Genomic DNA, 19,767 nt, shown 5'->3' with positions numbered 1-19,767 from the left:
GTTGTCCTTTATCCACCATTCTGGCACAATCCAGTAGCGTGGATACACATTCGTATCGCCCAGATCAACAAACACCTAGAAGTTATGTTCGTTGGCTTTTGGCGACATTGGCTGGCAGCCCGCGATGCTTGAATGCCAGGTCTTCCCGCCACGCCTGGTCTTCACCTGAATATAAACGGTGCGGCTTTCATCACTGTTGCAAGCAATGACATCTATCCTGGGCATATTGCCAGCAAAAGGCACAGCAAACGCCCCGCGCTTGTTCAATTCAGCGACAACGAAATACTCGCCAGCACGACCGACTTGTTGATTACTTGCTCCGCGTGACTTGGCCGACATAGAGAATCTCTGCACTGCTTGCAGCCGCCCAACGGGGAACTGTCAGCTGCGCCGCTGGCGGGCGTGTGAACGAGCAGCGCCGGCGGCAGGCGACACGCGCCAGCAAACTGCGGCTACCGCCCCTTGGATCATCGGCTCGCCTCGCTCCGCCTGGTCGTTGCAGGAGGAATGCGGAGTAACCGGGGTCGGTAATAGGTAGCCGTAGTTTGCGGGTAAAACGAGCCCAGGTCAGGGCCGCGCCAGCGGCGTCAGTTGCACAGCGGGGTTGGACGGCGCTTAATTTTTTACACACAATTACGAGGAGTAGGTCATGCAGGGCATCCGTGCAAACCAATTATCGCCTCAGGTCCAGTGTGGATATCCGAAAAAATGGTGGTTGACGGCGCCGGCATCCTATGCCATCATCCGGATATCCTGGTACGGCGGATGAGGCGGTGACAATCTGGAGGTCTAATATGGAAACAACAGGGAAAGCATTTGTGGAGCATTGGGATTGGGCTTCAAGACGCGGCCTAATGAACTCAAATACTGCTGCTTCATATCGTCGGGCTGCTGTCCATATTCTAAGTGTTGAGGATGACTGGGAGAACATTGATATATCACAAATAGATGTGGAACAGCTTCTTCGTCGCTTCGAAAACCTAAAGGGGAGGAACTTCACTCCTGAAAGCGTTGCTACATACAAACGCAAGTTCCGTCAAGCTGTTGAGTCGTATCTTGCTTATGTAAGGGATCCTTCCGCTTGGAAACCTATAGCAAGCGAAGCAACAAGGAGGAAAGAACAGAATGGAAAAGCAAAAAAAGAGCGAACTACTAACACGCAAGGAAAAGAAGAGCCGGATAGTAGTCTTCCGGATACTGGGATCTCGACGGATGAAGCAGGATGGGTGGAATATCCTTTTCCTCTGAAGGATGGCCGTGTAGCAAGACTAAGGCTTCCAACCGATCTCAAGCTAGGTGAGGTCAAGCGCCTAAACGCATTTATGATGACACTCGCTGTAGACTATGATCCAACATAGATGGTACTATCCAATATACAGATCAAAACGCTGCCCCGGCTCCAAGCGGAAAGCAGCGCTTTGATAGAGGTCAGCGCACATACGGTTGCAATATGCGCTGTAGGCTCATCCATAGTATACCACACCTGGTCAATGAGGTCAGCGCACATACGGTTGCAATATGCGCTGTAGGCTCATCCATAGTATACCACACCTGGTCAATATGGGAAGTAGTGCGCTGACCTCATTTTCACCTGGAGAACGCAGCCTTTACTGCGTTCGACAACTGAGGAGGTCAGCCATGAAACGTTTCTCGTATCTGGTGCAGGAACGCGAGTTCGCTTATCAGTTTATAGTATTGCGCTCAATAAAGATTTTGTAGCTTACCATACAGTCAATCGGCAAACGCGGGCTGAATATAGCCCGTGTTTGCTGTAATATCCTTGTCAAATGACAAAAGTGTCTCAATCGTGGTTTTTTGTTCTTATAGCCGTCCAACATGAAGTAGACCGACCGCCTCCGCCTATTCCAGCCTATACTACATTAGACGGACAACTTTCCGGCTAATCCCGCCCCGTACGGTGTTCAGCCGCCCTTCATCCGCCTATGCCCGCTTGCGCCATATTAGCCGGACAACTGTCCGTCTTGTCCCGCCCTATACGGCGTTCGACTACCCTTCGTCCGCCTGTTCCCGCACATGCCCTGATAGACGGATAACCTTCTCTCCTGAAACTCACGTTCGATGCTGCCGCATCCTTTGTGTACGTTGCACGGTACATTGGTGTGATGAGTATAGATTACTCCATATCCGATGTAAAGGGATTTGCACATATCGGGTGCGACGAAAAGTTCTGCACGTTCCCCTTCGCCCGGCGGCTGAAGCCGCGGGCTAACGTCCTGCGAAGCCGGCCTGCGCTGGCTTCAGCAGGCTACGGAGGTAGTCTTCGCAATGCTAGCCGGAGCCTTCAGGCTCCCGGCGGGTCGGTGGGCCGCGGCACGTGCAGAACTTTACGTCACACCCCACATATCCTCTTCCGGTCATCCGCCCGGACGACTCGATCAGGCGCGCGGCGCGCTGTGTCGCAAACGCTCCTCGCTCCGCATCGAAGAGGCGTATATCGGATGCGTGCGCCGGTTTATCCGCGTTGATACCTGCGCCATCCGCGCCAGCAGCTCTCAGGCGACATCGGCGCGTTCCTGACCTGCCTTGCCGTTAAATTAGGTGGCGGCCGAAGGGCAGGCCCCCAGCCGGCAGCGGCACAGGGTAGACGTGGCGGGTCCTGTGCCGAGCGACAAGCGTTGGCAGGCGGCCGGCCCGATCGCCGGGATGTCAGCTTGTTTCCATCGATTGAGCAGGCCGCTGGCGCTAATGAGCGGTGTCGTGAGAGAAGAGGTTAGGGCGTCATGGCTAACTCCGAAGGCGTGGAGAGTCCCGGCGGGCGCGGCCCTCCCAGCACCCTCGCGCGGCGGAGATGGGGAGCACTCTGGGAAGGCTGGTCCTTCCAGCCAAAAAAGGTTCAGGGAGGGTTCCCCTCCCTGAACCTCAACCGCTGAAGCGGTGGCCGATAGCCGGTCCGGCGCCTCCGGGCGCGATCCTTCCCTTTTCAAGCCATCCCAGTTTCAGGTCCTTGCCATCTCCACACCTCCACATAGCGTAGAGGCATGGAGCAGCGGAGGCGTAGCCCACCTCGTTGAGCAGGTTTATGAAGATTAAGAATTAAATCCGGTATAGCCCGCGCAGGCGGGCTTCGCATCGGTAGCCCGCGACTTCAGCCGCCGGGCTGCCGGGCGAATACCGGTTTATATTCTGAATCTTCATGAACCCTGCTCAGAGCCGGATGGTCTCATTCGTGGCGGGGCGCTCGCTCTCGTCAATGACCGTCACGGGGGCCGGGGGAACACTCTGCGGCGCGCTCATCGCCGGGCCTCGCCGGAAGCGAGCGACGAGGGTCTGGAGGCGAGCGTCAATGCCGGCCTCGCGGCCCCGCAGCAGCAGGCTCACGCCTCCCAGGATCAACACCCCGGGGAAGATCACATCGGCGAGCAGCAACGCAGCCAGACCCATGCCCCACAGGAGCGCCTGCACCGCTTCGCCCACGCGCCCGATGGCCCGCTGGCGCTGGTAGATCACCACGCCGCCAAGGGCCAGCAGCGCCGCCGGCACGAGCCACCAGAGATTAAAGAGCGCCACGATCCCAAGAACTATCAACACGATCCCGGCTATCCGGGCCTGCCTGGTTTGCATGGAACTACTCCCTCCACCATTCGCGCTGGCCGGTGCCCGCCGCGCCGGCCCTCTTACCTTCTGGCAGTGAGACGCCGGTAGAGCCGCGAATGTTGCAGGGGGGGCCTGTAGGCCCAACCTTCCGGGTTGGGCCTACATAACACACTGCCACTCACTACTTTGTGAACGGAGTTTTTTCGGTAACTGCGCCCCCCTCCCCAACCCTCCCCCGCTGGGGGAAAGAGTCCGGCGCCTCCACCTGACGGGGGGAAGGGTGGGAGGGGGGCGGAAATGCCAGGAAACTGCGTTCTCCAGCCGCGCGCCGCGGATCGCGGCGGCGCGCCCAGTTGGGAGGGGGGCGGAAATGCCAGGAAACTGTGTTCACAGACTACTCACCCCTTGAGGCGGGCGGCGAACTGCTGGCGAAACTTGGCCACTTTCGGCGCTACGACGAACTGGCAATAGGGCTGCCCGGGGTTATTGACGAAGTACTCCTGGTGGTAATCCTCCGCCGGGTAGAATGCGCTGAAGGGCGCTACTTCGGTCACGATCGGGCGCGGCCAGACCTTCGCGGCGTTCAACTCGGCGATCACCTGGCGAGCGATCCGCTCCTGCTCCGGCGAGTGGTAGAAGATCACCGAGCGGTACTGCGGCCCCACGTCGTTGCCCTGGCGGTTCAAGGTGGTCGGGTCATGAATGCTGAAGAACACGTCCAGGATCTCACGGTAGCTGATCAGGCGCGGATCGAAGCGCACCTGCACGACTTCGGCGTGACCGGTTTTGCCCCCGCAGACCTGCTCGTAGGTCGGGTTGGGCACGTGTCCCCCGGAATAGCCTGAAACCACATCGGTGACGCCCTGCAACTGGTCGTACACCGCCTCCAGGCACCAGAAGCACCCTCCGCCGAGGGTGGCGATGCCCTGCGTCGTTGATGGATCGCTCATCGGGAATACCTCCACAGAGGGCGCCATATCGGTGCGCCCTGAACGTTGACAAGACAAAGGGCCTTCTTGAGATGGGCATACCCTCTCATTGCTCGGCCCGCCGGGGACATGATGTAGTCTACCTTATCCGCGAGGGCGAGGCAATGCAGGCCGCCAGGCCAGGCCCGGCGAAGGGTCGGCCTCTGGCAGAGGGTAAGGAAGCAACGCGGTCGTCCGCCTTTCGTCGGGTCCGGGGCGTAAAGACGCCGCGAGCAGCCCTGACCGCGGAGCAACGAACGACCGGGTTCAGGACTGGTATAATGCCCGCCAGCGAGCGGGCGCGCGCCCGCATCCGTCCAGTCTGTATCCTAGCAGGAGCATCTATGCCCACCCAGGCCGAATGGCGCGCTGTCATCGAACGCCAGCTTCCCCCGCCGGAACGCTTTTGTGATCGCAACCAGGCCATCACCGCCGCCTACGCCAGTTGGTACCGGCAAGAACCCTGGCTGTTCAAGTGGGCCGGGATGGCCGCCTTCGCCTCCGACCAGGTAGGAGTCGCCGTCGCCACCGCAGAGATGCTGATGGCCCCCCGCCAGGCGCTACGCGAAGACTCCATTCCCCCGCCCGGCACGGCCCTGCCCGCTCTGCTGCGCGACTTGCATAGCCGCGGGGTGAGCGTGGCGCTGTTCGTGCCCATCGCTCTGCACGAGGGAGCGACCGCGCAACTGCTGGAGGATCTGCGGGTGATCAAGCAGGCCAACGACGCAATTTTCAATGACACGGGCTGGGCCCACCTGGCCTACATCCACGGGGGCCTGGAGGCGCTCGAGGCGTGCCTGACCGCCGACGAGGAACGCCCGCTCCTCGATGCGTTTCGCATGCTCGATGAGGGCGCTCACCGGGTATGCGATCCGTCCACTCTGGAGGAGGGGCGCGCGCTGATCGATCAGGCCGCGGTGGCCATGCTGCGCCACGAACAGATGACCATTCTCCCGCCGTATATGGAGCGTCTGTCCGACCCGGGCCGGCGCCTGGCCTCCCTGGGCACCTGGCTGGATTTCGAGGGCCTCTCCGGGCTGATGGGCCAGCCGTGGTTCAGCGGCTACTTCGGCCTCCCGGCAGTGCTGCTAGGCACGCGCAGCATCGCCAACACTCAGGATCGCTGGACATGGATCGAAAACGACCTGTTGCCCAGATGGTTCGCCCTGAGCGCCGCTTACCGCGAAGGATGCCCGGTTGACCGCCGGCTGGCCGCGTTTGCCGAGCGCCGCCTCACCGCGCTGCAACGCACTGCCGGGGCGATGAAGGCAGTATACCGGGCCATTGCTCTGCAATAAGCACCGTGGGCGCAACTCTCCGGGTTGCGCCCAGAAAAAGAACCAGACATCCCGAATCCTCTGCTGGTCAGGAAACCAGCGGGTGCAACCCTTCGGGTTGCACCCGACCCTGCAATCGCCCTAGTCATCCACCAGCGGGAGGTAGGTCGTCTGCCCCTGGTACTGCAAGGCCATCCCCTGGATGACCAGATTGCCGGTGCATGTGTCTTCAGGCGCGGTCCCGGCACGGAACATGCTGAACATAATGACATCACCCGCCTGCAGGGGCGTGCCACTAATCGGTGAGACAATCTGGATCTGCGTTGCCTGCGAACTGTTGGCCGTGGCTGGCGCGTTCAGGGTCGTGCCGCCGACAACAGATAACCCATCGGAAGCTCCCGGTCCTTGAATATGGTTTCGGCCAGGGCGGGCTATAGCGATCGAGTTCGGTCGAAAGACGATGGCACAACCGGTTGAGGGGGTGTGCCAGACCATGCGTATTGTCAGCGGCGTGCCACTGGCGTAGTCGGGAGGCAGCGTGAAACCCAGATTGAAGCTGCCATTAGCGCCATCGGCCAGGCGTAAACCACTATTAGGTCCAAAACCTCCAGAAAAGGTCGCCGCGCCCTCTACATACGCCCCATACGGGTCCAGACTGATAAAGCGCGGGACAATCCCGCTTGAGACGGGCGTCGGCTGCGCGAGGGGCGCTGCCGCTGCCCCACTCGACCAGTTGACCTGTAAGAGGAACCCAACTCCTAACCCTAACACCGCGGCTACCAGCGCCATCCCCAACGCACCCATCCGATGCTTCCCCATTGCCTCCTCCTTCAGTGTCAGTGCGCTTGCAGATTAAACGCGCTGCATCCGGACATTGCGCCGCATTTTTCCGCAACTGCGCCAGGCGCCAGAGTCGGAGGCAATGATAGCGCCAACTGGCATAGATGCAATCAACCGTGTTGCCAGATCTGATGCGGTCGCCGCTTTCGGTGGAGGGTGCGGGACGACCAGGCCGCCTGACAAGATTATTTCGCTGGTTTTCAGGAAAAACCTCTCAGACACACCCGGAAGATGTTGCATCAACTCCGCGCTCTTGCCGCAAACCCCGGACATCCGTGTATACTACATAGCAGCCCCCTTGCGAGGAAGGAGCATGCTATGCCTGAACTGTTTCAGGTTGTGACGATAGCCGAGGCCAATGCACGCCTCGCGCGCCATCTGGCGCCGCTGGCGCGGGTGGAGACGCTGGCCCTCCACGACGCCCTCGACCGCGTGCTGGCCGAGGATCTGCATTCTCCTGTTGATCTGCCTGCCTTCCCGCGCTCCACGGTTGACGGCTTTGCCGTGCGCGCCGCCGACACCTACGGCGCCAGCGAGGGCCTGCCGGCCTACCTGACGCTCTGCGGCGAGGCGCCCATGGGCCGCGCCCCAACCATCACCGTCGGCGCGGGCCAGGCTGCGCTGATCCATACCGGCGGGATGCTCCCCGACGGCAGCGATAGCGTGGTGATGGTGGAGTATACCCAGCGCCTCGATGCGACGACCATCGAAGTGGTGCGCCCGGTGGCCGTGGGCGAGAATGTTATCCCCGTCGGCGAGGATGTGCGCCGGGGGGACCTGCTCTTCCCCCGCGGGCACCGCCTGCGCCCCCAGGATCTGGGCGGCCTGGCCGGGGTAGGGATCACCCGCGTGCCGGTGGTGGCGCGCCCGCGGGTGGCCATCCTCGCCTCGGGTGATGAAGTCGTGCCCCCCGACGCGCCAGTCGCGCCGGGGCAGGTGCGCGACGTGAATACGTATACTATCGCCGCGCTGGTGCGTCGCGCTGGCGGCGAACCGATGCCCCGCGGCATCGCCCCCGATGACGCCGCCACCCTGGAGGCGATGGCCCGCGCCGCCCTGGAAGATGCCGACGCCCTGGTGATTGCCGCCGGAAGTTCGGTGAGCGCCCGCGATATGACCGTAGCGGTGATCGGCGCGCTCGGCGCGCCGGGGGTGCTGGTGCACGGCGTGGCCATCCAGCCTGGCAAACCCACCATTCTGGCTGCCGCCGGCAATCGCCCGGTGTTCGGCTTGCCCGGCAACCCCGTCTCGGCGATGATCGCCTTCGGGTTGTTTGTCGCCCCGGCCATTCGCCAGTTGCTGGACGCCGCCGCGCCGCCCGCGCTGACGCGATGGGCGCGCCTGGCGCGCAACATCCCCTCGCGTACCGGACGCGAGGATTTCGTGCCGGTGCGGCTGGAAGCGCGCGATGGGGAACTGTGGGCCGATCCCGTCTTCGGCAAGTCGAACCTGATCTACACCCTGGCCCGCGCCCATGGCCTGGTGCATGTGCCTCTGGATCTCGGCGGCCTGTACGCGGGCGATCAGGTTGAGGTGAAGCTGTTTTCTTGATTGTCATCCCTGCCCGATGGAACGGATCGGGAGGGCGTGGCCCTCCCAGGAACATCCTGACGGCGCCACAGGCGGCTGAAGGGTGCGGGGAAACCGGGTTTCCCCGCGCCCCGGCCTCGGAGAGCGGCCGGGAGGGTGTGGCCCTCCCAGGAACATCCTGACGGCGCCACAGGCGGCTGAAGAGAGCGGGGAAGCCAGGTTTCCTCGCGCCCCGGTGAAGAGGCTGGCTATGACCAGACGACGTTACTACCTCGAAGATCGCGCCCTCGACGAGGCTATCGCCCGCTTCGAGGCCGCCCTGGCCCGCGCCGGGGGGCTGTCGCCGCTGGAGGGCGAGAGCGTTCCGCTGGCCGCGGCCCGCGACCGGGTGACGGCCGCCCCGGTCTGGGCCACGCGCTCGGTGCCGCACTACCACGCCGCGGCAATGGACGGGATTGCCGTGCGCGCCGCCGATACCGCCGGGGCCACCGAAACCGCGCCCCGCGCCCTCGCCCTCGACACGCAGGCAATCTGGGTGGATACCGGCGATCCCCTGCCGCCCCATACCGATGCCGTGGTAATGGCCGAACACGTGCAGACGCTCGATGAGACCACCGTCGCTATTACCGCCGCTGTGGCCCCCTGGCAGCACGTGCGCCCCCTGGGGGAGGATATTGTCGCTACGGAACTGATCATCCCCGAGGGGACGCGCCTGCGGCCCGTGGATCTGGGGGCCGCCGCGGCCGCCGGCCATACGACCTTGCTGGTGCGCCGACGCCCGCGGGTGGCGATCATTCCCACCGGGACGGAACTGATCACCCCCGAAGAGGCCGCGGCCCGCGAGGCCCGCGGCGAGGCAGTGCCCCCCGGCGCGATTGTGGAGTTCAACTCGCTGATCCTGGCCGGTATGGTCGAAGAGTGGGGCGGGCACGCCACCCGCTTCGCCCCCGTGCCCGACCAGCGCGACCTGCTCCGCGCCGTGGTCGAGGAGGCCCTGGCAGGCCACGACGTGGTGGTGATCAACGCCGGCTCGTCCGCTGGCTCGGAGGATTTTACTGCGGCGGTGCTGGCCGAACTGGGCGAGGTGGCCGTCCACGGAGTGGCCATCCGCCCCGGCCACCCGGTGATCCTCGGCGTCGCCGCAGGCAAACCGGCCCTGGGTCTGCCCGGCTACCCCGTCTCGGCGGCCCTCACCGCCGAGTTGTTCCTGCGCCCGCTGGTGTACCGGCTCCAGGGGCTGACCCCGCCTTTGCGCCCCGTGCTTGCCGCGATGATGAGCCGCAAGCTGCTTTCACCGATCGGCGAAGATGAGTTCGTGCGCGTAACCCTGGGGCGGGTAGACGGGCGCCTGATCGCCACGCCGCTGAGTCGCGGGGCCGGAGTGGTCACTTCGCTGGTCAGGGCCGATGGCATCGCCCGCATCCCGCGCTTCTCCGAGGGGGTGCACGCCGGAGCCGAGGTGGCGGTTGAACTCCTGCGCGACCCGGAGGAGATCGAGCGCACCCTGGTGGTCATCGGCAGCCACGACCTGGCGCTGGATCTGCTGGCCAGTCACCTGCACCGCGCCGGAGCGCAGCGACGCCTCAGTTCGGCCAATGTGGGCAGCCTGGGCGGCCTGATGGCCCTCAAGCGCCGCGACGCCCATCTGGCCGGCACCCACCTGCTCGATGAGGAGAGCGGCGAGTACAACCGGCCGTTCGTGCGCCGCCTGCTGCCCGACGAGGAGATCGTCCTGGTCCACCTGGCCTGGCGTGAACAGGGCTTCCTGGTGGCGCCGGGCAACCCCCTGGGTCTGGGCGAACTGCGCGACCTGGCGCGCCCGGGGGTGCGCTTCGTCAACCGGCAGCGCGGTTCGGGAACGCGGGTGCTGCTTGACTATCACCTGAAGCAGGCGGGCATTGACCCCGGCGCGATCGCCGGCTACGAACGCGAGGAGTTCACCCACATGGCCGTGGCGGCGGCAGTGCTCAGCGGCGCCGCGGACGTGGGCCTGGGCATTCGCGCTGCGGCGCGGGCTCTGGGGCTGGAGTTCGTGCCCCTGTTCAGCGAATGCTACGAACTGGCCGTGCCGCGCCGCCACTGGGAGAGCGAACTGCTCGAACCGCTGCGCCAGGCGCTCGGCGACCCGGCCTACCGCGCCGCGGTCGAGGCCCTGGGTGGCTACGACACGCGCAGGATGGGCGAAGTGCGGGAGTAAGGCAGGTGTGGGACCTTCCGATTGGGCAGGGGTGTAGGAAACCGGGTCTCCCCCGCTCCAATCGGCGATGGGAGGGGCGAGCCTTCCCGCGGGCAGGGGTGTGAGGAAACCTGGTTTCCCTACGCCACCTCCCCTGACGTGTACCTCAAGAAGCCACGCAGCGCAACCAGGTAGCAGAAGACTCCGTTGGAAAGCAGAGGATCGTCGTCATGGCGCGTGAGAGACCAGAGGTTCTGCTGGAAGCCCAGAACCTCTCGGTGGCCTTTCGTGGCATTATCGCCTTGCAGGACTATCACCTGACCCTTCGCCCCGGCGAACTGCTCGGCATCATCGGCCCCAACGGCGCCGGCAAGACCACGCTGTTCAACGCGCTGACAGGGGTCGTCCCCCTGAGCAGCGGTCGCGTGTTGCTCGAAGGGCGCGACATTACCCACCTGCCGCCCGATGCCATCCGGCGGGCAGGGGTGGCGCGCACGTTTCAGAATATCCGCCTGTTTCGGCGCCTCTCGGTGATGGATAATATGCGTATCAGCGCGCAACTCGACCGCCGCGCCGACCTGTTCGCCACCCTGGCGCGCCTGCCCCGCTTCGCCGCGGAAGAACGCGCCCGCGATGCCCAGGCCCTCCAGACCCTGCGGCTGCTGGGCCTCGAAACCTACCGCGACGCTCCCGCCGACAGCCTGCCTTACGGTTTGCAGCGCCGGCTCGAAATCGCCATGGCGGTCGTCGCCCAACCCAGGATATTGCTGCTCGATGAGCCGGCCGCCGGGCTGAACCCGGCCGAGGTGGAAGCGCTGATGCGACTCATCGCCCGCCTGCACGCCGAGTTGAAGCTGACCGTGATGCTGATCGAACACAACATGCGCGTCGTGATGGGCGTCTGCCAGCGCGTGCAGGTGCTGCACTACGGCGCCCTGATCGCCGACGGCCCGCCGGCCGAGGTGCAGCGCCATCCGCGGGTGCTGGAAGCGTACCTGGGCGTGAGCGATCCCGGTTTTCTCGGCCGGCAGGTTGGGATGGCATGATATGCTCCAGGTGCGCGATCTCCACGTGGCCTATGGTCGCGTTGACGCTTTGAAGGGCATCTCGCTCGAGGTGCAGCCGGGCGAAATCGTGGCCCTGATCGGCAGCAACGGCGCCGGCAAAACCACCGCCCTGAGCGCCATTTCCGGCCTGCTGCGCCCCAGACGCGGCCGGATCAGCTTCGAGGGTGCGGAGATCACCCGCCTGGCGCCGCATGAGATTGTGCGCCGCGGACTGGTGCACTGTCCCGAAGGGCGGCAGATCTTCGCCCGGCTGACTGTCGCCGAGAACCTGCGCCTGGCCGCCGGCCACCGGCGCGACCGCGACGCCGTGGCCCGCGATCTGGAACGGGTGCTGAGCCTGTTCCCCATCCTTGGCGAACGGCAGCGCCAGATCGCCGGGCTGCTGAGCGGCGGCGAACAGCAGATGCTGGCCCTGGGGCGCTCGATCATGAGCGCCCCGCGCCTGCTCCTCCTCGATGAACCGTCACTGGGTCTGGCGCCGCTGGTGGTCGAACGCATCTTCCAGGTCATCGCCGCGTTGCGCCGCGAAGGGATGACCGTCCTGCTGGTTGAACAGAACGCCTGGCAGGCCCTGCGCCTGGCCGATCGGGCCTATGTTCTCGAAACCGGAACCATTACTCTCAGCGGCCCCGCCCCTGCGCTCCTGGACGATCCGCGGGTCAGAGCGGCCTATCTGGGGGCGTAGACGCCAGGCAGGTTTAAGGTGATTTTGGATTGTGGATTGTGGATTGTGGATTGTGGATTGTGGATTGTCGGATATAGCGTCTCGGGGAGACCCGCCGATGATGCGGGTGGGAGGCCGCCAATGACCTACCTCCTCCAACAAACCGTCAACGCCCTCAACCTTGGGAGCATTTACGCCCTGGTTGCCATTGGCCTGACGATCGTCTACGGCATCCTGCGGCTGATCAACTTCGCCCACGGCGATATGATGACCGTGGGGGCCTACGTGGCCCTGGCGGCCCTGAGCGCCCTGGTTCTGCCCGTCTGGTCGGCGTTGCTCTTCGCCATGATCGTCGCTGGCGCGATCGGCATCATCATTGAACGGCTGGCCTATCGCCCCCTGCGCGGCTCGCGGGAAGTGGCTATGCTGATCACCTCCCTGGCCATCAGTTCGCTGATCCAGAACAGCGCAACCATGGCCCTGACAGCCCAGCCGCGCCCGCTGCGCCTGCCCGCCGAACTGACCCGCCGCGTCGAGTGGGCCGGGTTGACCATTGCGCCAATTGATGGTGTGATCTTGCTCCTCTCGATCGCCTTGATGGCGCTTCTGAGCCTGTTTGTCAAATACACGACGATCGGGATTGCCATGCGCGCGTGCAGCGAGCGGGTGCAGACCGCGCACCTGATGGGCGTGAACGTGAACCGGGTGATCGCGGTGGCCTTCGGCGTGAGCGCCGCCCTCGCCGGCGTCGCCGGCGTGCTCTGGAGCGGCAAGTTTGGCCTGGTGGACCCCTTTACGGGCTTCGTGCCGGGCCTCAAGGCTTTCGTCGCTGCGGTGATCGGCGGCGTTGGCAGCATTCCGGGGGCCATGGTAGGCGGGTATCTCCTTGGCTTCGCCGAGGTCTTCTTTGTCGCCTTTGCGCCCCCGGCCCTCTCTGGCTACCGCGATGCGTTTGTGTTCGTGCTGCTGCTGGCGATTCTGCTGGTGCGTCCGGCGGGGCTGTTTGGCCTGGAGGAGGGACGGCGCGCATGAGGCCCGTGTATGGCTGGCTGGCCCTCGGCCTGGGCGCGGCGCTGGTCGTGCTCGCTGAGTACCGGCTCAACGATTATTACCAGCGGGTGCTGGCAGTGGTGGCGATCAACGTGATCCTCGCCGTCAGTCTGAGCCTGACCAACGGCTTCAGCGGTGATGTATCGCTCGGTCATGCCGCTTTCATGGCTATCGGCGCCTACGCCTCCGCCCTGCTGACGATGCCTGCCAGTATGAAGCTGGTCGCCCTGCCGGACCTGCCATCCTGGCTGGCTCGGGCGGAACTGCCCTTTGCGCTGGCCCTGCTCGCCGGGGGCGCCCTGGCCGCGCTGGCGGCCTTCGTGGTCGGCATTCCGGTGTTGCGGCTGCGCGGACACTATCTATCGGTGGCCACGCTGGGCCTGATGGTCATCGTGCAGGTGGTGGCGCTCAACTGGCAGACGGTGACCCGCGGCGCGCGCGGCCTCAATGGCCTGCCCGCCTTCACCTCGCTCCTCTGGGCCTACGGCTGGATGCTGGTGAGCGTGATCATCATCTGGCGCCTGGTGCGCTCGCCGTTTGGGCGGGCCATGCTCGCCGTGCGCGAAGACGAACTGGCGGCGGCCTGTCGCGGCATCCGCGTCTTTCCGACGCGCCTGCTGGCCTTCGTGGTCGGGGCCTTTTTCGCCGGAACCGCCGGGGCCCTCTGGGCGCACCTGATCACCGCCATCGCTCCGGCATCGTTTTCGTTCGCCATCACCTTCAACGTCGTCGCCATGGTGGTAATCGGGGGCGCCGGCAGCATTACCGGGGCTGTCCTCGGCGGCGTGTTGATGACCCTGTTGCCAGAGTGGCTGCGCGGCATCGAGACCAGCCTGGCCGTCGGCGGCAGGCCGCTGTACGGCCTGAGCCAGATCGTGATCGCCCTGCTCATGCTGCTGGTGATGATCTTTCGCCCCCAGGGCTTGCTCGGCGGGCATGAACTGAGCGACCTGCTGCGCCGACGCGAGCCGCTCCCCGCCGTCGAGAGTGAAGGGGCATCGTAGCGCGTCCGAGTAAGGCCGAAGCATTGGCTGCGCGAATGCTTCGGCCTTACTGGGCGCGGCGCATCAGTGCATCCCGCACGTCCCGCGCCAGACCGGTGCAGCGCGGGAAGCTGACCCGGGGCGCCCCGCTTGCCAAAACCACAGACATCCCTATAATGACGCTATTCTCCTGGAAAGCGGATAAGGCTGCCTGGGGAGACGCCTGGGAAGGGGTTCGAACGTGCCTGTTCCGTCTACGCTGTCGAGACGTCCCGAGTCAATCCACAATCCACGATCCGCAATCCAGAACCGATCCGAATAGTCTGTGAACGGAGTTTTTTCGCTAAACCCCCGCACCTTCCCCAACCCTCCCCCGCCGGGCGAGGGCGTCCGGCTCCTCCCCCCGTTGGGAGGAGGTTGGGAGTTCTCAGGTGCAGGGTTTTCCGGCGCATCCTCGCGTCGCATGCGCTATCCGGGGCATCGGGACGCCCCGCGCCCCCCTCTCCCGCAAGCGGGAGAGGGGGGCGCGGGGTGAGGATCGTAAGCGCGCTGGAATGCCGAAAACCCCTTCTCGCTCGAAAAACCCTCCGCCTGAGAAGGTTGGGAGGGGGCAGCAATGCAAGAAACCTTAGTTCACAGACCACTGAAGGTGAGTCGCGCTATGAAACCCACACAACAGATGCTCTCCACCCTGGTCGTCGTCGTTCTGATCATCCTCACCGCCGCGTGCGGCGCCCCTGCGGCCCAGCCCACTGCCCCCGCCGCCTCGCCTGCTGCCTCGCCTGCCGCTGCAGCCGAAGCGATCAAGATCGGGGCTCTCTACGGCATTACCGGGGGCATGTCCTCGATTGACGCGCCCGGGCTAAACGGCATGAAACTGGCCGTCAAGGAGATCAACGCCGCAGGCGGGGTGCTGGGACGCCAGATCGAACTGATCGCCGTGGACGGCAAGACCGATCAAACGACCACGACCAATGCCGCCTCGGAGCTGATCAACGTGCATAAGGTCGTCGCCATCGGCGGTCTGAACGACTCGACCTTTGCCCTGGCCGCCGGACCTATCGCGCAGCAGGCCGGCATCCCCTTCGTCACTGCGGGCGCCACGCTGCCGACCCTGCCGGAGCAGATCGGCGATTTCTTCTTTATGGCCCCCTTCGGCGATGACGCCCAGGCCTTCGCCATCGCCGACTACGCCATTGACGACCTGAAGGCGAAGACGGCCTACATGCTCGTGGATCAGGCCTATGACTTCACCACCGCGCTGGCGGCCTTCTTCAAGCAGCGCTTCACCGAAAAGGGCGGCCAGATCGTTCTCGAGGACATCTATCGCTCTGGCGACACCGACTTTTCGGCCCAGATCGCCAAGGTCCAGGCCCTCAATCCCCCGCCTGACGTGCTGTTCATCTCGGCCATTCCCAACGAAGCCGGCATCACCACCCGGCAGTTCCGTGAAGCCGGCCTGCAGATGCCGATCATTTCCGGCGATGGCTTCGACACCCCGCTGATCGCCGAGGTAGCCGGCGAACTTGCGGATAATGTGTTCTTCTCGACCCACGTCGCGCTGGACAATGTTGACCCCAAGGTGCAGGCCTTCGTACAGGCCTACACCCAGGAATACGGCAAACCGCCGGAGAATGCCTTCGCCGTACTCGGCTACGACACGCTGAACCTGATCGCCGACGCGATCAAACGCGCCGGCTCTGCCGATCCCAAAGCCATCCGCGACGCCCTCGCCGCCACCCAGGGCTTCGCCGCCGTCACCGGGCAGATCACCTATGCTCCGGGGCAACGCAAGCCCGACAAATCGGTGACGATTATTCAGGTTCAGGATGGGGCGTATACGTTCGTCAAGGAGATCACGCCCTAGGGAGATGTTGGATTTTCGATTTTAGATTTTGGATTGGGCGCGGCGCATCTGGAGGCACTCGGTGCCGAACCGACGCCGGAACGGGTTGCCTGAAACCGCGCCGAACATCATGTGCAGCCGGATTGCATCCCTCTGGGAGGGCTTTGCCCTCCCAGCCCCTTCTATATATAACTTCCGTTCACCTCAGCGAGCCATGACTTCGGTGCAAAGCATTCTGACGGCGATCCAGAACCAGCAGGTGCGCTTTGTGCGCTTCATCTGGTGCGATAACGCCAATGTGATCCGCGCCAAGGCAGTGCGGACGACGATGATCGAGAGCTACCTGGCCGGCAACGGGGTCGGGATTGCTGCCGCGCAGCAGGCCCTGCCAGTAATGTACGACGCTCTGGCCCCCGACACCGGCCTGACGCCCGACGGCGAGGTTCACATGCGCGCGGACTGGACGACCTTCGCCGTGCTGCCCTATGCCCCCGGCCACGCCCGCGTGCTGACCGACATCTACGCCGGCGACCAGCCCTGGACCCACTGCCCGCGCTCCTTTCTCCGCCGCATGATTGCCGCCGCCGCCGCCCGCGACCTGAGCGTTTTCGCGGCCTTCGAGAACGAATTCTCCCTGCTACGCCCCGGCCCCGATGGTCCTGCACCGTTTGACGCCACCGTGTTCTGCCAGACCGCGGCCCTCGATGGAGCCGCGGAGGTGATCAACACAATGACGTCAGCGCTGGAGGCCCAGGGCGTGATGGTGGAGATGACCTACGCCGAGTCGGGGCCGGGCCAGTTTGAGCTGCCAGTGCGCTACGCCGACGCGTTGCGCGCCGCCGATCAGCAGATCGTCTTCCGCGAGACGGTCAGGGCCTGCGCGGCGCAGCACGGCCTGCTGGCTTCCTTCGCGCCGAAGATCTACGCCGATAAAGCCGGCAACGGCGCCCATCTGCACCTCAGCCTGGCCCGCCAGGGCGCCAGCATCGTCACCGAGCCAGGCCAGCCCCGCGCCCTGTCGGCGCCGATGCGCGCCTTCATGGCCGGCATTCTGGAGCATCTGCCGGCGCTGATGGCCCTGACCACCCCCTCTCCCAACAGCTTCAAACGCATCCGCCCGCGCTTCTGGAGCGGCGCGTTCACCTGCTGGGGCATGGGCAACCGCGAGGCCGCGCTGCGCGTGCCCATGCCCGATAGCGGCCTGCCGGTCACCAACGTGGAACTGAAGACCTGCGACGCCACCTCCAATCCCTATCTCGCCCTCGGCGCGGTGATCGCGGCAGGACTTGACGGCATTGACCGCCAGTTGCCCCTCGGCGATGCCGTGCGGGGTGACCCCGCCGATCTTTCCGAAGCCGAGCGGCTTGAGCGGCGCATCCTGCCCCTGCCCGCGACCCTCGGCGAGGCCATCGCCGCCCTGGAGCGCGACGATGTGCTGCTCGAGGCCCTGGGCGGCGACCTGGCCCGTTCCTACCTGGCCGTGCGCCGAGCCGAGTGGCAGGCCATGAAGGATCTGTCGCACGAGGAAGAAGTGCGGCTGATCCTGGAGCGGTACTGAGAGGACTATTCGTGTACGTGTTCAGATGTACCGCAGAGCGCGCCGAGGAACGGAGAGGATGAACATTTTGAAGCCCTCCGCGTCCTCTGCGGTGCGAATGTGTTCGGTCGATGTGAACACTATGCCTATTCGTAGACGGGCTATGCCCGCTCACGCCCTTCCCTGCCTGGCGCATTGCCACCTCAGCTTATGTTGGAACTCGATCACCTGACCATCGTTGATCATCACGCGCACAACCTGCTGCGCCCCGAGGCGCTGAACGACTTCTCGCTGGCGGCGGCATTTACCGAGGGCTACGACGCGGCGATTGTCAGCCGGCATGTGCGGCAGACGTTGTTTTTCAAGCGCAGCATGCGCCAGTTGGCCGACCTGCTGGGCTGCGAAGCTTCGCTGGAGGGCCTGCAGGCGCTGCGCGACCAACTGGGTTACGAAGCGATGGCGCAGCGGCTCTTCGATGCCGGCGGGTTCGCCGCCCTCATCCTCGACGACGGGTTCATGCCCGATCGCATTATGCCCACTCCGTGGCATCAGCGCTTTGCGCCCACCTTCCGCCTGATCCGCATCGAACACCTGGCCGCGCAGTTGCTAGAACAGATCTCCGCCTGGGAAGACTTCGTGGACGCCTTTCGCGCCGGGCTGGAGCAGCGCGATCCTTCCGTAGTCGGTTTCAAGAGCATCGTGGCCTACCGCACCGGCCTGCGCCTGGCCCCCGCCGACCCACTGGCGGCCAGCCGGGCCTTCGCCGAGTTGCGCGCGGCGGTCGTCCGCGGCGCGCCAGCGCGCATCGCCGCCAGACCGCTGAATGACTGGCTGGTATGGACTATGATGGAGATCGCCGCCCGCGACGCCGTGCCGGTACAGTTCCACACCGGCTTCGGCGACCCTGACCTCGATCTGCGCGAGGCCAATCCGCTGCACCTGCGGCCGCTCCTCGAACGCGCCGACCTGCGTTCCGCGCCGGTCGTCCTCCTCCACGCCGGCTATCCCTTCACCCGCGAACTCGGCTACCTCGCCGCGGTGTATCCGAACGTGTACCTCGACCTCGGGCTCGCCATCCCCTACCTCAGCCGCGCAGGGATGGAAGCGGTGGCCAGCGCGGCCCTGGAACTGGCCCCGATCAGCAAGATCCTCTTCTCCACCGACGCCCACCTCATCCCGGAGACTTTCTATGTCGGCGCGCGCTGCGGGCGTGAGGCGCTGGCCGCCGTGCTGACCCGCTGCGTCACCGACGGCGATCTGACCCTCGCCGAGGCCGAGGCGGCGGCGCTGGCTATTCTCCGCCAGAATGCGATTGCGCTCTATGGGTTAGCGTTATGACGTTGTCTTAATGCGCCTTTGCCGGGCGGGAGTCCGGGGCCACCGGGTTTTCCCCTGTCTCCCCAACCGGCCTGGACAGGGGTATGGGGAAGCTTCTCAGGTGCAGGGTTTTCCGGCGCATCCTCGCGTCGCATGCGCCATCCGGGGCATCGGGACGCCCAACTCCCCCCGCTCCCGCGCGCGGGAGCGGGGGGCGGGGAGGTGAGGACCGTAAGCGCACTGGAATGCCGAAAACCCCTGCTCGCCCAAAAACCCCTACACCTGAGGGTATGGGGAAACCTGGCTGCTCCACACCCTTCCCACCGGCCCGGGCAGGGATGAGAAGAATTGCCGGGAGGGCTATAGCCTCACAAACCGTCCCGTCGGGCAGGCCGGGATGTGAAAGTTCCCTGGACAAGTTTCCCGTCCTGTGGCACAATCAATAAGTAAAAGCTCCCGTTACGAAACACCATCTATACACGCCAGTCGCCCCGCCTGGGAACGGTGATAGTCGCTGCCCGACTGGCCCTGCTGGTCATCGTATTGTTGCGTTGCTGCAACCTGATCTTCGATGTTGAAGGATGATCCACGCTCCGCATTTTCGCTCTGTAGCATCGCCTCGGACAGGGCCGCGCTCCCGCGGCGCCCATCGCCGGGTGTTTTTGTTTCCCGGCAGGCAGGGGCCCGGGGCAAACCGGTTTGATCCGTGGCCGCAACCCTCAAGGTTGCGCAACCTTGAAGGTTGCGCTGCCGCTCCTCACCCGCCCCCGCCGCGCCCGGCGCGGCGCCCCCTCCCTCTCTACCGCCGGTGGCGAGGGAGGGGGCCGGGGGCAGGGTGAGGACACCATTCGTCATCCACTCTCGGCAAGCAACCATTACCCAAGGAGGCACCTATGACCCTCGGCGGCTTCGCCAATCGCATCGCCCACGTGGACCTCTCCGCCGGCACGGTGGAGT

At 64.8% G+C, this 19,767-nt stretch carries 15 protein-coding genes; 11 read left to right on the top strand and 4 right to left on the bottom strand.

The genetic code is table 11. The features are described from left to right. Positions 1-75: 75 nt before the first annotated feature. Complete coding sequence (locus NZU74_16180; protein ID MCS6882872.1) at positions 76-339, bottom strand: hypothetical protein; 264 nt, start codon at positions 337-339, stop codon at positions 76-78. A gap of 455 nt (positions 340-794) precedes the next feature. Here NZU74_16180 and NZU74_16175 point away from each other — a divergent pair, with 455 nt between their 5' ends. Continuing rightward, on the top strand, positions 795-1,358 hold the full coding sequence (locus NZU74_16175; protein ID MCS6882871.1) for a hypothetical protein: 564 nt from the start codon (positions 795-797) through the stop codon (positions 1,356-1,358). 1,807 nt (positions 1,359-3,165) lie between these two features. On the opposite strand, the gene NZU74_16170 is transcribed toward NZU74_16175, so the two are convergent. Next, a complete protein-coding gene (locus NZU74_16170) occupies positions 3,166-3,582 on the bottom strand; it encodes a hypothetical protein (protein MCS6882870.1) in 417 nt (138 codons plus the stop codon). Between the two features lie 371 nt (positions 3,583-3,953). Next, positions 3,954-4,505 (bottom strand): peptide-methionine (S)-S-oxide reductase MsrA, encoded by a 552-nt coding sequence (gene msrA / locus NZU74_16165; GenBank protein MCS6882869.1) that lies wholly within the window; start codon positions 4,503-4,505, stop codon positions 3,954-3,956. Positions 4,506-4,867: 362 nt separating this feature from the next. Here msrA and NZU74_16160 point away from each other — a divergent pair, with 362 nt between their 5' ends. Then, positions 4,868-5,821 (top strand): hypothetical protein, encoded by a 954-nt coding sequence (locus tag NZU74_16160; protein ID MCS6882868.1) that lies wholly within the window; start codon positions 4,868-4,870, stop codon positions 5,819-5,821. 120 nt (positions 5,822-5,941) lie between these two features. Here the strand turns inward: NZU74_16160 and NZU74_16155 are convergent, their stop codons facing one another. Then, positions 5,942-6,619: a hypothetical protein gene (locus NZU74_16155; GenBank protein ID MCS6882867.1), complete on the bottom strand. Its 678-nt coding sequence runs from the start codon at positions 6,617-6,619 to the stop codon at positions 5,942-5,944. 339 nt (positions 6,620-6,958) lie between these two features. Between NZU74_16155 and NZU74_16150 the strand changes: the two genes are divergently transcribed. The 9 genes from NZU74_16150 (at position 6,959) to NZU74_16110 (ending at position 18,831) form a co-directional block, all read left to right on the top strand. Further along, positions 6,959-8,191, top strand: a complete 1,233-nt coding sequence (locus tag NZU74_16150; GenBank protein ID MCS6882866.1) for a molybdopterin molybdotransferase MoeA — start codon at positions 6,959-6,961, stop codon at positions 8,189-8,191. Between the two features lie 229 nt (positions 8,192-8,420). Further along, entirely contained in the window at positions 8,421-10,367 is a 1,947-nt protein-coding gene (locus NZU74_16145) for a molybdopterin biosynthesis protein (GenBank protein MCS6882865.1), read from the top strand. 209 nt (positions 10,368-10,576) lie between these two features. Further along, positions 10,577-11,392, top strand: a complete 816-nt coding sequence (locus NZU74_16140; protein MCS6882864.1) for an ABC transporter ATP-binding protein — start codon at positions 10,577-10,579, stop codon at positions 11,390-11,392. A gap of 1 nt (position 11,393) precedes the next feature. Next, positions 11,394-12,098 (top strand): ABC transporter ATP-binding protein, encoded by a 705-nt coding sequence (locus NZU74_16135; protein ID MCS6882863.1) that lies wholly within the window; start codon positions 11,394-11,396, stop codon positions 12,096-12,098. A gap of 120 nt (positions 12,099-12,218) precedes the next feature. Further along, on the top strand, positions 12,219-13,109 hold the full coding sequence (locus NZU74_16130) for a branched-chain amino acid ABC transporter permease (GenBank protein MCS6882862.1): 891 nt from the start codon (positions 12,219-12,221) through the stop codon (positions 13,107-13,109). Then, positions 13,106-14,131, top strand: coding sequence for a branched-chain amino acid ABC transporter permease (locus tag NZU74_16125; GenBank protein ID MCS6882861.1), 1,026 nt, complete (start codon positions 13,106-13,108; stop codon positions 14,129-14,131). Before NZU74_16130 ends, NZU74_16125 begins: the two co-directional genes overlap by 4 nt. Before the next feature lie 640 nt (positions 14,132-14,771). Further along, positions 14,772-15,977 carry an ABC transporter substrate-binding protein gene (locus tag NZU74_16120; protein MCS6882860.1) on the top strand — a complete coding sequence of 402 codons (1,206 nt, stop codon included), beginning with the start codon at positions 14,772-14,774 and terminating at the stop codon, positions 15,975-15,977. A 193-nt stretch (positions 15,978-16,170) separates the two neighbouring features. Then, on the top strand, positions 16,171-17,514 hold the full coding sequence (locus tag NZU74_16115; protein MCS6882859.1) for a glutamine synthetase family protein: 1,344 nt from the start codon (positions 16,171-16,173) through the stop codon (positions 17,512-17,514). Between the two features lie 189 nt (positions 17,515-17,703). Further along, the gene (locus NZU74_16110) at positions 17,704-18,831 is read left to right on the top strand and encodes an amidohydrolase family protein (protein MCS6882858.1); all 1,128 of its coding nucleotides are present in this window, start codon (positions 17,704-17,706) and stop codon (positions 18,829-18,831) included. Positions 18,832-19,767: the final 936 nt, after the last annotated feature.

It is taken from the genome of Chloroflexaceae bacterium (assembly GCA_025057155.1).
GTDB lineage: Bacteria > Chloroflexota > Chloroflexia > Chloroflexales > Chloroflexaceae > JACAEO01.
This window is presented reverse-complemented; position numbering and strand designations above follow the sequence as displayed.

Excerpts from the sequence above, each read along its gene's own strand:
- NZU74_16120 (MCS6882860.1), top strand. The coding sequence starts at position 14,772 with ATGAAACCCACACAACAGATGCTCTCCACCCTGGTCGTCGTCGTTCTG.
- NZU74_16110 (MCS6882858.1), top strand. The coding sequence starts at position 17,704 with ATGTTGGAACTCGATCACCTGACCATCGTTGATCATCACGCGCACAAC.
- NZU74_16170 (MCS6882870.1), bottom strand. The coding sequence starts at position 3,582 with ATGCAAACCAGGCAGGCCCGGATAGCCGGGATCGTGTTGATAGTTCTT.
- NZU74_16175 (MCS6882871.1), top strand. The coding sequence starts at position 795 with ATGGAAACAACAGGGAAAGCATTTGTGGAGCATTGGGATTGGGCTTCA.
- NZU74_16150 (MCS6882866.1), top strand. The coding sequence starts at position 6,959 with ATGCCTGAACTGTTTCAGGTTGTGACGATAGCCGAGGCCAATGCACGC.
- NZU74_16140 (MCS6882864.1), top strand. The coding sequence starts at position 10,577 with ATGGCGCGTGAGAGACCAGAGGTTCTGCTGGAAGCCCAGAACCTCTCG.
- NZU74_16130 (MCS6882862.1), top strand. The coding sequence starts at position 12,219 with ATGACCTACCTCCTCCAACAAACCGTCAACGCCCTCAACCTTGGGAGC.
- NZU74_16160 (MCS6882868.1), top strand. The coding sequence starts at position 4,868 with ATGCCCACCCAGGCCGAATGGCGCGCTGTCATCGAACGCCAGCTTCCC.
- NZU74_16115 (MCS6882859.1), top strand. The coding sequence starts at position 16,171 with ATGACTTCGGTGCAAAGCATTCTGACGGCGATCCAGAACCAGCAGGTG.
- NZU74_16145 (MCS6882865.1), top strand. The coding sequence starts at position 8,421 with ATGACCAGACGACGTTACTACCTCGAAGATCGCGCCCTCGACGAGGCT.
- NZU74_16155 (MCS6882867.1), bottom strand. The coding sequence starts at position 6,619 with ATGGGGAAGCATCGGATGGGTGCGTTGGGGATGGCGCTGGTAGCCGCG.
- NZU74_16180 (MCS6882872.1), bottom strand. The coding sequence starts at position 339 with ATGTCGGCCAAGTCACGCGGAGCAAGTAATCAACAAGTCGGTCGTGCT.
- NZU74_16135 (MCS6882863.1), top strand. The coding sequence starts at position 11,394 with ATGCTCCAGGTGCGCGATCTCCACGTGGCCTATGGTCGCGTTGACGCT.
- NZU74_16125 (MCS6882861.1), top strand. The coding sequence starts at position 13,106 with ATGAGGCCCGTGTATGGCTGGCTGGCCCTCGGCCTGGGCGCGGCGCTG.
- msrA (MCS6882869.1), bottom strand. The coding sequence starts at position 4,505 with ATGAGCGATCCATCAACGACGCAGGGCATCGCCACCCTCGGCGGAGGG.